13 protein-coding genes are annotated in these 13,021 nt (G+C 62.7%); 6 read left to right on the forward strand and 7 right to left on the reverse strand.

The genetic code is table 11. The annotated features are described in order from the left end of the window. Positions 1–514: 514 nt before the first annotated feature. The 6 genes from ACZ6YI_RS09565 to rpsU form a co-directional block, all read right to left on the reverse strand. Positions 515–2,827: an nSTAND3 domain-containing NTPase gene (locus ACZ6YI_RS09565; protein WP_465778442.1), complete on the reverse strand. Its 2,313-nt coding sequence runs from the start codon at positions 2,825–2,827 to the stop codon at positions 515–517. 164 nt (positions 2,828–2,991) lie between these two features. Beyond that, positions 2,992–3,663 carry a DedA family protein gene (locus ACZ6YI_RS09570; protein WP_465778443.1) on the reverse strand — a complete coding sequence of 224 codons (672 nt, stop codon included), beginning with the start codon at positions 3,661–3,663 and terminating at the stop codon, positions 2,992–2,994. A gap of 91 nt (positions 3,664–3,754) precedes the next feature. Further along, positions 3,755–5,500, reverse strand: coding sequence for a DNA primase (gene dnaG, locus ACZ6YI_RS09575; protein ID WP_465778444.1), 1,746 nt, complete (start codon positions 5,498–5,500; stop codon positions 3,755–3,757). A 51-nt stretch (positions 5,501–5,551) separates the two neighbouring features. After that, complete coding sequence (locus ACZ6YI_RS09580; RefSeq protein WP_440327235.1) at positions 5,552–5,725, reverse strand: DUF1328 domain-containing protein; 174 nt, start codon at positions 5,723–5,725, stop codon at positions 5,552–5,554. Between the two features lie 131 nt (positions 5,726–5,856). Beyond that, entirely contained in the window at positions 5,857–6,300 is a 444-nt protein-coding gene (locus ACZ6YI_RS09585) for a GatB/YqeY domain-containing protein (RefSeq protein WP_465778445.1), read from the reverse strand. 137 nt (positions 6,301–6,437) lie between these two features. Continuing rightward, positions 6,438–6,653 (reverse strand): 30S ribosomal protein S21, encoded by a 216-nt coding sequence (gene rpsU, locus ACZ6YI_RS09590; RefSeq protein ID WP_029213735.1) that lies wholly within the window; start codon positions 6,651–6,653, stop codon positions 6,438–6,440. 65 nt (positions 6,654–6,718) lie between these two features. Here rpsU and tsaD point away from each other — a divergent pair, with 65 nt between their 5' ends. From tsaD to folK, 4 genes are all read left to right on the forward strand, one after another. Further along, entirely contained in the window at positions 6,719–7,762 is a 1,044-nt protein-coding gene (gene tsaD / locus ACZ6YI_RS09595; protein WP_465778446.1) for a tRNA (adenosine(37)-N6)-threonylcarbamoyltransferase complex transferase subunit TsaD, read from the forward strand. A gap of 174 nt (positions 7,763–7,936) precedes the next feature. Continuing rightward, the gene (gene folB / locus ACZ6YI_RS09600) at positions 7,937–8,296 is read left to right on the forward strand and encodes a dihydroneopterin aldolase (RefSeq protein WP_465778447.1); all 360 of its coding nucleotides are present in this window, start codon (positions 7,937–7,939) and stop codon (positions 8,294–8,296) included. 27 nt (positions 8,297–8,323) lie between these two features. Beyond that, on the forward strand, positions 8,324–9,565 hold the full coding sequence (locus tag ACZ6YI_RS09605; protein ID WP_465778448.1) for a mechanosensitive ion channel family protein: 1,242 nt from the start codon (positions 8,324–8,326) through the stop codon (positions 9,563–9,565). Then, positions 9,566–10,054 carry a 2-amino-4-hydroxy-6-hydroxymethyldihydropteridine diphosphokinase gene (gene folK, locus ACZ6YI_RS09610; RefSeq protein WP_465778449.1) on the forward strand — a complete coding sequence of 163 codons (489 nt, stop codon included), beginning with the start codon at positions 9,566–9,568 and terminating at the stop codon, positions 10,052–10,054. It abuts the gene before it with no gap. 15 nt (positions 10,055–10,069) lie between these two features. Here the strand turns inward: folK and ACZ6YI_RS09615 are convergent, their stop codons facing one another. Then, positions 10,070–11,011, reverse strand: a complete 942-nt coding sequence (locus tag ACZ6YI_RS09615) for a helix-turn-helix transcriptional regulator (protein ID WP_465778450.1) — start codon at positions 11,009–11,011, stop codon at positions 10,070–10,072. Between the two features lie 215 nt (positions 11,012–11,226). On the opposite strand from ACZ6YI_RS09615, the gene ACZ6YI_RS09620 reads away from it, so the two are divergent. After that, positions 11,227–11,850, forward strand: a complete 624-nt coding sequence (locus ACZ6YI_RS09620; RefSeq protein WP_465778451.1) for an OsmC family protein — start codon at positions 11,227–11,229, stop codon at positions 11,848–11,850. A gap of 47 nt (positions 11,851–11,897) precedes the next feature. Next, a complete protein-coding gene (locus tag ACZ6YI_RS09625; RefSeq protein WP_440326610.1) occupies positions 11,898–13,016 on the forward strand; it encodes an AraC family transcriptional regulator in 1,119 nt (372 codons plus the stop codon). Positions 13,017–13,021 lie beyond the last annotated feature (5 nt).

Genomic DNA, 13,021 nt, shown 5'->3' on the forward strand with positions numbered 1-13,021 from the left:
AATGGCTGGGATGTGGGTGGTCGGCTCGGCCTTACGTCGGGGAGTTCCGATTCGCGCGTAGGAGTTCGCCATCTAGGGCCTACGTCGGCTCAAACGATAGCGCCGGCTCTGTCGGATGCGGGGAAGACGCACCCCTTGGTGCTTGTCGATAGGGACATGCGAGATGACACTTTCCTTGCGACGCTTGCCGGCATCTCAGTGGCATCGGCGCGGTATTCGAAGTAGCTTGCTATTGCAGGCGCTGTTGAACAAAGGGCGTGGTGTTGGCTCGAGATTCGTTGGTTGCAAATGATCTCGCTGGGACGGCTGGATGTACCCCTTCGCCTAGATGCTATTGTTCGTCACATCCTAGATAGGACGTTCTCGATAGTCCTTCATTACCGAATGGAGTACGAAGCAGAGGTCGCCTTTTTAGCTGGCAATCTTCGAGGTATATGGTTAATTAAGCTCTTTCACCAGCCCATCGAATCACGAGCCACACGGCTCAAGGCCCCGCGATATCAATGCCACGATGCTAGTTGTCAGTGACCGGAGGTACAACGAGGCTGGCGAAAAGTGCCCTAATGTCATCGTCTTCAAATCGTTCATCGCGCTTCAGTCCATCGCTTGGCGTCCATGGTTCGTCCGCGACGCTTTCCATGCTCTCAAGCTCCGAGATTCTATCTGAGATAATTTCGCGAGCGTGAGAAAGTTCACCAGGAGATGCTTTGCGCCTGCGGGAAGAGAGCCTTATGAGCGTTGTGTCTAGTTCATCCAATGCAGATGTCGAATCGATCTCGCGCACGGCGGTGCTTATCTCAGAAAACACCAAATCGATTGCTTCATCGTAAGCGTCGTAGGTTTGCATCTCTAGGCGATGGCTCATGGCATCCATTTCCTTGCCGAGTCGTTCAAGTTCATCTGGTTCGGGAGAGCTGTAATAGAGCTGGCTGAGAACGCTGTTGATCGCGGCCAGTAGCTCATCGCGTCCAGGTAGTTCAGAAAGATCCGTTGACCCAAACACACGGTCATAGGTTCGGAGGAGACTCGGACCATCGCGCCAAGTTGCAAAACCCATGAAGGTACCGAGGCTCTCGCCGTGCTGAACGAGCGAAATTGCACGTTCCGCATACCTTTTGTCACGCGAACTACACCACCAGTCCAGAATTAGATCGAGCCTTGACGAGTACGACAAATCGGCCGACCTCAACGTCAGTCGTCCGCCTTCGCTCGTTGACCATGTTGGTATGTTCTCGAAACGATCCGCTATTTGCTCAAACTTCATGGCGAACGCAGGGAGCGTTGCCTTTGGCATTGTTTCTTTCGCCAGATTCCACACAGCCTGTGCCGAGCCGATACTAACTACAGTTTCAGCGCAAGTCGTAAGCAGGGCATCGCCACTCAAATATGAGCGCAGATAGTCGCGAAGCGATGGATTGAGAAATGAGACGGATCGTTCTTTTATGGTGATGAAGCTTCCTTCAAGAATGCGTAGCGATTCCTCGAAATCTTTGGTGTCTCGCACGTGACCATATGTTCTGCAGAGTTGTTCGTGCAGGGCCTCGAATGAATTGCGCAATTCGTCGATTTCGACACCGTACTCCTCACCGAAAAATAGCGCGATCAAAAGATGTCGGCATTTCGTAGGAATATGTGTTCTGAACGCTGTATCCCATAATTTATGTGGGTTGTTGAGAGCCTCAATGAACGCAGAAGGATATTCGTCAGGCGACTGGTTGCGGAGGCGGTGGCTATCGGTCATCCACTCGATCACCCGAGGGTTGTAGTTGTCGTGGTCAATGATATCGACAACTGTCCCACTCGTAATAATGGAGTTCACTAACTCTTGCTTTATGCTGGCTTCCGCTAAATGGTTGTAAAGGATGTGAGCCCTTATTCTTCGGCCATACACTCCTACGTCGAGCACGAACTTGCTGAGGTCGAGATTCGCATCCGCGAGGTCTTCGGATGTTCGTCTCGCCTCTTCGTAGATATAGGCTCTGGTTGTCAGAATGAAGCGTGCGTTCGACGAGGCCTTGACGATTCGTATGAATCTCGCCAAGTCAGAGTCGTAGGTCGCGAGTGCTCGCTTGTCGAGTTGCACCTTGCCAAGGAAATCGTCGAAGAGGAATAGCTGTTTCTTCGCATCATTGATTGAGCCAAAGCCGTCGTCCAGGCTTCGCAGTGGAACTAGCTGCCAGTCATCCTGCATGTAAGCGTACGACAGCATTTCCGCGAGGGTGGTTTTGCCTACGCCGGGTGGTCCGGCAATTATGAGCACATGGTGATCTTCAAGAATCTTCTTCGACGCGGGAAAGCTATCGTTGGGTACGTAAACACGAAGCTTCCGTTCGATTTCTTCCCTTGTTTGGGACCGAATTGCGTATCGGGACCCATTCACGATCCTATCTAATACGGCGCTACTGGTGAGCCAGAGCTTTGTATGTGCAACTTCCGCTTCAGGAAATCTAGTCAGAAGGCCATTCAGGTCCTCCTGCCCGTAGATGTCGCCAGCCGTCATGCACGATAGGCCAACGGCCTCCACTAGTGCGGACTTATTGCTTGGGGTGAGGCTTAGTGATGTTGCGAGGAGATAGCGATCCGGCGCGAGCTTAACGATGGATGGCCTCTCTCGACGCATCGCCGTAGTGAGCGAGGCCAGTCCCGAACGGGCGTAGTGCTTCGCTTGTAGAATTGTGGACGTGCCATTTTTCGAGTGACGCCCGTCAATTCCGTTATCCGGCCCTGGTGCGAAAGCTTCAAATCGGACCATGAGGTCCCTGCCCACAAGATCGCGAACGAGTTCCTCGAATTCGATTGGCGAAAGCTGTTTAAAGTCGTAGGGCATCTTTTTGATCTTCGTGCGTTCGATCCATTGGTGCGACTTGGATCAATGTTCCGAGCTGGCCGGTTCGGGCGTGACTGTCAGAAGCATGCGATTGCCGGACTTTGTGAGTCAGATCCAGCTTGAATGCGGATTCGAGGTTAGGGCGAGCCCTAACCTCGACAGGCTCAGTGCTCGTCGTTACGGAGATGCGAGCTGAGGTTTTTCTGATGATGCTCACGGGCATCGCATTCGCGCTCAGCTTTCTTGCGGCGCCACCAGAGCACACCGACAACGATGACGGCGGCGCCGATGGCCAGCCAGAGGCCGGCCTGGCCGCGGCGGATCCACATGGCGAGCCATTCGTGGTTGTGGGCACCCAGGTAGCCCAGGTAGACCCAGATCGGCACGCTGATGGCGGCCGCCATGCCATCGAGCAGCAGGAAGCGAAGGAAGCCTACGCGGTGGGTGGCGCCGGCGGTGATGAAGACGGCGGTGCGCATGCCGGGCAGGAAGCGGGCCACGAACATGAGCCGGTTGCCGTACTTCTCGAACTTCTCCTGCACCTTGGCGTAGCGCTCGGGGGTAAGCAGGCGGGCCACGAAGCGCCAGCGCATGATCCGGCCGCCGAAATGCCGGCCGAGCAGGAACATGGTGGAATCGCCCATCAGGACGCCCGCCATGCCCACGCCCACCATGGTGTGGACATCGCCATAGCCCAGGCCGGTGATGATGCCGCCGGCCACGAGGGTGATGTCCTCGGGCAGGGGCAGGCCGGCGCCGCACAGAATCAGGGCGAGGAAGACGGCGATGTAGCCGTTCCGCCCGAAGACGTCGACGAGGCTATTGAGCAGTTCCATCAGGCTTTGGCACGTCCGGTGAGGGCCGGGTCCTTCGGGGTACGAAGACCGGATGATCCCATGGATCGCATGACATCGCAGGTGCGCCGCATCATTCCTTGGCCGCCTTGCCCTGCGCGCCGAGGTCGGCCAAGAGTACGCGGAGCTCCGCCTTCTCCGTATCGTCGAGGCCCTCTTGGCGTGACTTCTTGACCAAGGCATCGCGGCGAGACGCAACTGCCTGAATGTGCATGCTACTGAGCGCGTCGAGGAACTCGGTCTTCTGAGCTTCCGAATCTCCAAGGAGAGACGCTTGCATGAGCTTGACTAAGGCGCCGTAAATCGGCCGCTCTGCGAATTGCTCGACGAGTAGTGCTGGATTAACTCCCGGCCTATTTCTAGCGATATCAATAAGTTCTTGAAGAATATCTATTCCCGGTGCGTCGTAACCCTTGAAAGAATAGGTTTCGTCGAGCTCCGCTGCGAGCGCAGGCTGAGCCAAAAGCATTGTGATCGCGATTCGCACAAGACTTCGCTGCTTATTCGCGCTTCCAGCGCCTGCCGATTGAACCGAGGGCACCGGCGCATCCGCAAGCTCAGCGCCCGCGCCGGTGCGCCGTTTAAGCTCATCGGCCATCAGGTCACGGAATGCGCCGTCGGGCAGTTTGGCGATCAGCGGGCGCGCGCGTTCAGCGAGGCGGGCCCGTCCATCGAGGCGGGTGGTATCCACGTCGCGGGCCATTTCCTCAAAGAAGTACTCGGAGAGCGGCATCGCATCCTTCATGCGCTTCTCGAACCCTTCCTTGCCCTCCTTGCGGACCAGGGTGTCCGGATCCTCGCCGTCCGGCAGGAACAGGAAATGGGCCTGCCGGCCGTCCCGCATGCGCGGGAGGATCGATTCGACGGCGCGCCAGGCGGCCTGGCGGCCGGCGCGGTCGCCGTCGAAGCAGAAGTAGACGTCGGGCGCCGCCCTGAACAGGACCTCGGCATGGTCCGGGGTGGTCGCGGTGCCCAGGGTGGCCACGGCGATAGGCAGCCCTGCCTGGTGGAGGGCGATCACATCCATATAGCCCTCGACCACCATGATCCGCGTGACCGTCTGGTTGGCCTGCTTCACCTGCCACAGGGCGAACAGCTCGCGGCCCTTGTGGAACAGCGGGGTCTCCGGCGAGTTGAGGTATTTCGGCCCCTGGTCGGAGGAAAGTACCCGGCCGCCAAAGGCGATGACTCGGCCGCGACGGTCCAGGATCGGGAACATGACCCGTTCGCGGAAGCGGTCATAACGGTTGCCGCGCTCGTTGCTGGCCACCATGCCGGCGTCGTTGAGCAGCTTGCGCCGGTTGTCGGTGGTGCCAAGCGCCTTGAGCACGCCATCGAAGCCCGCCGGGGCCCAGCCGATCCGGAATCGCTTGAGAATTTCCTCATCCAGCCCGCGCCGGTCGACGTAGGCTTTTGCCTCATCACTGCTGCCCAGTTCCCGCTGGTAGAAGCTGGCCGCTTCGTCCAGCAGGGTGTAGAGGTCGCTGCGGTCTTCCCGCGGCTTGTCGTCGCGGCCGCCCTCGTAGGGCACCTTCATGCCGACCGACTGGGCCAGCTCCTCGATCGCATCGGGGAACTCGAGCCGGTCGTAGTCCATCAAGAACTTGATGGCGCTGCCGTGGGCGCCGCAGCCAAAACAGTGGAAGAACTGCTTGGCCGGGCTGACATAGAACGAGGGCGAGCGCTCGTTGTGGAACGGGCAGCACGCCGTCCACTCCCGTCCCGCCTTTTTCAGGGGCACGCGCCGCTCGATCACATCGACGATGTCGACGCGAGTCAGGAGCTCGTCGATGAAGCTGTCAGGAATACGGCCGCGCATGGGGCGCCTAGGATGCCACGCAACCGCTCCCCGAAGGAGTCTTGCGGACGCTTAAAAAGCCATCTTGAAGACGCCGACCACCGCCAGGATGGCGATGACGAACAGGATCAGGAAGATGGCGAAACAGACCTTGGCGATGGTGCCGGCGATGCCGGAGACCTTGGTGAAGCCAAGCGCGCCGGTGATGAGCGCGATGATGCCGAAGATGATGGCGTACTTAAGCATGGGGTTCCCCTCCAGATAGAGCCGGAGGACGCTCCCCCTGCCGCGGCGGGAAGGATGCGGCGAGCCGCGTGGGGCAATTGTGAATGTGTGTGGGAGCGCGCAAGCGCGCTCCCACAAAAGGCCTTCAGGCCTCAGACCAGCCTGGTTTTCACCTTGCCGGCTACCGCGCCCATGTCGGCGCGGCCGGCGGCCTTTTCCTTGACCAGGGCGACGACCTTGCCCATGTCGCGGGCCGAGGTGGCGCCGGATTCGGCCACGGCGGCGTCGATCAGGGCGTCGAGCTCGCTGTCGGTCAGCTTGGTCGGCAGGTAGGCGTCGATGACGCTCATTTCATAGCGCTCGATCTTGGCCAGGTCCTCGCGGCCGGCCTTTTCGAACTGGTCCAGTGAGTCACGGCGCTGCTTCTGCATCTTTTCGAGGACGGCCAGGACCTGGGCGTCGTCGAGCTCGATGCGCTCATCGACCTCGCGCTGCTTGATCTGGGCCTGGACCAGGCGGATCACCGCCAGGCGGTCCTTCTCGCCGCCCTTCATGGCGGTCTTCATGTCTTCGGTGATCTTGGCCTTGAGGCTCATCGCTTTTCTCCAGAACGACGAAAAGCCGGCTCCACCTTTCGGCGGAGCCGGCTCGGGATTTCCGCCTGATTGCGGCGGCAGCGGGCGAACGCGCCAGCCGCGGGTCCAACACCGGCCCTACACAGGCCGGGTGGCAATCAGTACATGCGGGTCCGGCGCGTCGTGTCGCGGGACAGACGGCGCAGGTGACGCTTCACAGCAGCAGCGCGCTTACGCTTACGCTCCTGGGTCGGCTTTTCGTAAAATTCGCGCTTGCGCGTTTCGGCCAGCACGCCAGCCTTTTCGCACGTACGCTTGAAGCGGCGGAGGGCAAGCTCAAACGGCTCATTCTCGCGGACTTTAACGCTCGGCATGGAAACTCCACTTGTTTAAACTGACCCGTCTACCCGGGTGAGCCGTGGATTATAACGTGATCGAAATGCAAATTTCAAAGCCTGTGTTAGGTGTCGAGACCTCCTGCGATGAAACCGGCGTGGCCCTGCTGCGCTGGGACCCGGAAAACCCGGGCCGCGGGCTGCTTTCCCATGCCCTGTTCAGCCAGATCGCCCTGCACGCCGAATACGGCGGCGTGGTGCCCGAACTGGCCAGCCGCGACCACGTCCGCAAGCTGCTGCCCCTTGTGCGCCAGGCCCTGAAGGATGCCGGGCTCACCCCGGCGGATCTGGGCGGCGTGGCCTATACGGCCGGCCCGGGGCTGGTCGGTGCCCTGCTGGTGGGTGCATCGGCGGCCCGCGCCATGGCCTGGGCGCTCGGTGTCCCGGCGATCGGCGTCCACCATATGGAAGGACACCTGCTGGCGCCGCTGCTCGAAGACGACCCGCCGGAGCCGCCCTTCGTGGCCCTGCTGGTCTCGGGCGGCCACTCCATGCTGGTGGAGGTGAAGGCGATCGGCGAGTACCGGATCCTGGGCGATACCCTGGATGACGCCGCGGGCGAGGCCTTCGACAAGACCGCCAAGCTGATGGGCCTGCCGTACCCCGGCGGCCCGGCGCTGGCGAAGCTGGCCGAGCAGGGCGAGCCGGGCAAGTTCCGGTTCTCCCGGCCCATGGTCGACCGGCCGGGGCTCGATTTCAGCTTCTCCGGCCTGAAGACCCAGGTGCTGCTGGCCTGGCAGGCTTCCGATAAATCGGAACAGACCCGGGCTGACATCGCCCGGGGCTTCGAAGAGGCGATCGTCGATACCCTGGCCATCAAGTGCCGCCGGGCCCTCGAAGCGACGGGCGCGAAGCGGCTGGTGATCGCCGGCGGCGTGGGCGCCAACAAGCGCCTGCGTGCCCAGCTCGCTGAATCCGGCGCCGCCGATGGCTTCCGCGTGTACTTCCCGCGGCTGCAGTTCTGCACCGACAACGGCGCGATGATCGCGCTGGCGGGCGCCATCCGCCTCGCCGCCGGGCAGCAGCAGGACGAGACGATCGAGGTGTTCCCGCGGTGGAGCCTGGAGACGCTTCCGCCCGCGGCGTGAACACTTTGGTTCTGGGAGCGCGCTGTGGGAGCGTGCTGTGGGAGCGTGCTTGCACGCGATGGGTGCTCGCGGCAGCACCCATCGCGTGCAAGCACGCTCCCACAACAGTCCCCCCCCCACGGCACATGCAGGCATCGGTTAACCTGTAAGGCCTTTTCCACGCACCACGGCCCCATGGATATCGTCTTCATCGAAGACCTGCGCATCGACGCGGTCATCGGCATCTACGACTGGGAACGCCGGATCCGGCAGACCCTTTCGTTCGACCTGGAGATGGCGTTCGACAACCGCCGTCCCGCGGCGACCGACGACATCAACGACACGCTGAACTACAAGTCGATCTCGAAGCGCCTCCAGGCCTATGTCGAGGCTTCGAGCTTCGGCCTGGTCGAGACCCTCGCCGAGCGTTGCGCCGAGATCATCCGCGAGGAGTTCGGCGTGAGCTGGGTGCGCCTGAAGCTTTCCAAGCCGGGTGCCGTGCGTGGCGCGCGCGCCGTCGGTGTGCGCATCGAGCGCGGCACGCGGCCGGAATGATGTTTCTCCTGGAGTGGTAACAGCGACATGGACGACATGTTCAACATCATCGAGCTGAAGCGGCTGGGCGCGATCGCCGGCCTCTTCGTCGTGGCCTGGCTGGTCGGCCTGCTTGGCCGAGTGTTCCTGCACCGCGTCGTGCGTGTCGCGACCCGCCACACGGCATGGCGCTGGGACGATGCCCTGTACGAGTTCGGCGCGTTCCGCTGGCTCGCGCGCATGCTCCCGGCGATCGTCGTGTACTACGGCATCGCCCTGTTCCTGGATGTCACTAGCGACGATGGCTGGGCGGGCTTCATCCGCGACGTCGCCGTGTGCTGGATGATCGTCTGCGTGATGGCGGCGCTCGGTCGGGCGCTGGTCGCGTTCGAATCGCTGTATAGCGCCACGCCCGCGGGCAAGCGTTCCATCAAGGGCGTGGTACAGCTGTTCCAGCTGGCGCTGTGGATCGTCGCGGTCGTCGTCGTCATCACGCGGCTCACGCACCAGAACGTCGCCTTGTTGCTCTCGGGCATCGGCGCGATGTCGGCGGTGCTTCTGCTAGTGTTCAAGGACACGATCCTCGGCTTCGTCGCGGGCATCCAGCTCAGCACCAACGACATGCTGCGCGTCGGCGACTGGATCACCATGCCGTCTGCCGGCGTCGATGGCGATGTCATCGACATCACCCTGCACACGGTGAAAGTGCGCAACTTCGATCGCACGATCGTCACCGTGCCGACGTGGCGGCTGATCTCCGATTCGTTCCAGAACTGGCGCGGCATGTCCGATTCGGGCGGGCGTCGGATCAAGCGCGAGCTGTTCGTCGATGCCGCCTGCGTGCGCTTCCTCGAGGAGGGCGAGCTGGAGCGCTTCGCGAAGATCCACCTGCTCGCCGCCTACCTGAAGCAGAAACGCGAAGACATCCAGCGCTGGAACGATGCCCTCGGCGAGCCCGGCAAGCTGCCGGCCAACCGCCGCCGCCAGACCAACATCGGCGCCTACCGTGCCTATGCCGAGGCGTACATCAAGGCGCACCCGGATGTGCACGACAGGATGACCCGCATGGTCCGCATGCGTGATCCCGGGCCGCAGGGCATTCCGCTCGAGGTCTATTGCTTCACCAACACCGTGGTGTGGCTGGATTATGAGCGGATCCAGGCCGATATCTTCGACCACCTCATCGCTATCCTGCCGGAGTTTGGCCTGCGTCCGTTCCAGCAGCCTTCGGGCGGCGACGTGCGCGAGGCGATCGGCGCGCTGCGTGATATCCCGGCGCTGGAGGACTGAATGGGGCGTGCGTACCTGAGCCTTGGGTCGAATATCGACGCGGAGCGCTGGCTCGCCGCGGCGGTGTCGGAACTGCGCGCACGTTTCGGCGCGCTGGACGTATCGCCGGTGTACCGCAGCGTGGCTGTCGGTTTCGAGGGGCCGGACTTCTTCAACCTGGCGGTCGGCCTTGAGAGCGACCTCGGCCCCGAGGCGTTGAACGACTGGCTGCACGCCCTGGAAGACCGCCATGGACGCATCCGCGGAGGCGACCGTTACGCCAGCCGCACGCTCGACGTGGATATCGTGCTGTACGACGACCTTGTGCTCAGCGGCGCGGGCCACCTGCAGCTTCCGCGCGGCGAGCTTCGCCATGCGTTCGTGTTGAAGCCGATGGCCGACATTGCGCCGGATGTGCGTCACCCGGTGAACGGGCAGACAATGGCTGCGCTGTGGGCTGCCTTTCCCTCAGGGAAGGAGCCGTTGTCCGTCGCACCCATGCGGCTCTGAAGCTCGCTCGCCCGATTACTTCAGTACGGCCTCACGCATCCCGCTCGCCGGCGCGCTCCGGTCTGCGGGCTCCGGCGTGTACTTCCGCCGCCACTCGCCCGGCGTGCACGAGGCAAACCGCGCGAACACCCGGTTGAAGTGGCTCTGGTCACAGAAGCCGGACATGTGTGCGATATCGGTCAGGCGCAGGTTCGCGTCGCGCATCAGCCGCTTGGCGAGATCGACGCGCGCGGCCATGAGCCAGGCGTGCGGCGATGTGCCGAAGGAAAGCCTGAAGCCGCGTGTGAACAAGCGGTAAGACAGCCCGCACGCCGCAGCCACCTCGTGCATGGAAATCGGCGTACCGAGACGGGCGAGCATGTACTCGGTCGCGACCGCGCGCTGCGCTTCGGACAGCGCGACGCTCAGCAGCCGGGGTTCGCTCATTGGCACGGCATGCTGGTGCGCCAGGCAGGAGCACGCGGCCTCCAGCAGGTGGCGCGCGAACATGGCCGATTCTTTCGGGTGTAGCGGCGCGGTCGTGTGCCTGAGGCAGGCCATGATGGCGCCCAGCAACGCATCATCGAAAGGCGCGCTGTCGTCGAGTGAATAGTCAGCGAGACCTTTCTCCCCAGCGAAGACGGCCGGCCGCGGAAGGTAGGCGACGACGGCGTGCAACGGGCCTTGCCATGAAACGTGCACCGCTTCCGCCAGGTCCATCACCAGGGTGTGCCAGGTGGGCAGGCGGTCGTCCAGCACCCTGCGCGAGCCGTGCGAAACCTTCATCGTGCAGGGCGCGCCGAGGTTGGTCATCACGAGGTACGCATCGTCGCTCGCGGGTGGCGATGCCGACTCGCCGGATGCCAGCGGCAGGACGAGTTCCGCCACCGTAAGCGGCTGGCCGGCATGGGTCAGGGTAAAGAAAGTCGCTAAGTCCCGTGCCCCGAACGCCTGCTCGATGCGGCACCGTTGTTTCATTCTTGCCATGGCGCGCCTAAAGGGTTTGATCCCCACTGTGCAAGCGCTTCCACGACCGATCGTCCGCTACATCGTCCAATTCATCTGTCGCTGGCCGCCGTGCGACGCAGTGGACGAAAAGACACAACGTCATGTTCGTGTCTTGTTCGAAACGCCGGATGATTGGACGCGACTGCGGGACGCGGGAAGACCATGGCGCGCATAACGTGGCAGCCATGGACATCCTCTCTGACAGCCTGAACAGCGGTCCTGCCGCGCACGCCTCGCCTGCCTCCGTCATCGACCCGGATGATGGCTGGGCCGAATCGGTCATGCTTAATGAGGGAAAGTACGGGCCTTACCAGGTGGTCGCGCGCGCCGCGAGCTCCACCCTGATCGTCGACGAACCCATGGGTGTCGGCGGCCTCGGTTCCGGGCCGACGCCCTTCGACCTCCTCAGTGCGGCGCTAGGCTCATGCGCGCTCATGACGATGCGCCGCTACGCCACCGAGCGGGCGTGGCCGCTGGAGCGGCTGGTGGTACGCGTGGTCCACGACCGGCCCGCCCTCGCGGCACGCGATCGGTTCCTGAAGGAGATCCAGATCACCGGCCGGCTCACCTCAGCGCAGGTCGCGGCCCTCGTCGAGGTGTCCATGCGTTGCCCGATCCACCTGACCCTCGCGCGCGGCTCGCAGGTGGAGACACGGCTGGTAGGGGAGGCCGGGATAGCCCAGGTGGCGATAGGGCGGACTGCGCACATGCGGGCGATGCGGGAAGCCTGCGGCCAGGGAGGCATGCCCGGCGGCGCGGCGCGTGCGCCAAGTCCGCCCCGCGAATCCGTTAGTCCACCGCCCTGGTGAGACCCTAGAATTCGTGGACAGGCAGCGCTGACTGGCCGAATATCAACGTGCCACTGCCGACGATCCACCTGCGCGGTGTTCGGCGCGTACAGATGACCTCGGCTGCCTGCACTCCATCGATTACCTTCCTCCCGGGTGACGCAGTGCTGAAAGGACCCGCCGTACGTATTTCGCCGCATGACCTCAACCGGCTCCTGGGGAGCCTCGAGGTCAACTTCGTCGCGCTCACCGAGTGCCTCGTCAGCGAGGGCTATTGCCTGGACATGGGCGGCGTGAACGCACCCGGCATCCACTACAACATCCGTGGCAGCGGGCGCCTTTCGATCAAAGGCTGCGCCCCTATCGAGCTGGCCCCGCATACCCTGGTCATCGTGCCGCCGAACGCACCCTTCCGCATCGAGGCGGAAGGCTTCCACCGTGGCCTTAACAGCATGCGCACGGTGGATGGCATGCTCGTCGCGGTATCGAAGGACGCCGTGAACTACATCGTGGCCGGCGAGGGCGATCCCGAAGTCATCCTGATCTGCGGTTTCTTCGATGCCTGCTACGGCTCGGCCGTAGATCTGTTCGGGACGCTCACCACGCCGATCGTCGAGCAGTTCTCCGAGGCCGACCGGCTGGATACGACGCTGAAGAGCGCCATAGCCGAACTCGTCGCGCAGGAGGTCGGTTCCGGCGCCATGAGCTCGGCGCTGCTCAAGCTGGTGATCGTCAACATCCTTCGCCGTTCGCTGCACTCCAACCACACCTGGGTGGAGCGCTTCGCGTTGCTGCGCGACCCGCAGATCGCCCGTGCCTTCGCGGAAATGGCGAGCAACCCGGGTGCGCCGCATACCGTCAGTTCCCTCGCACAGAGTGCATACCTCGGCCGCTCCGCCTTCATGGCGCGGTTCACCGAGATCGTCGGCCAGCCGCCCATGAACGTCCTGCGCGACCTGCGGATGCGCCAGGCAGCCGAGCAACTCCAGACCGGCCAGGTCTCCATCGAGCAGGTAGTGCGCAACACCGGATACGAAAGCCGTAGCAGTTTCGCCCGCGCATTCCGCAAGGTGTTCGGCATGGATCCGTCGGAGTACCGGCGTGGAACGGTGGACTCCACGCGCGGACCCTCTGCACCGGCAGTGGACGGAAACTACGCTCAGAACGCGGTATCCGACCCGAGGTGATCTTC

The sequence above is a fragment of the Luteibacter sp. NPDC104163 genome (assembly GCF_055584245.1).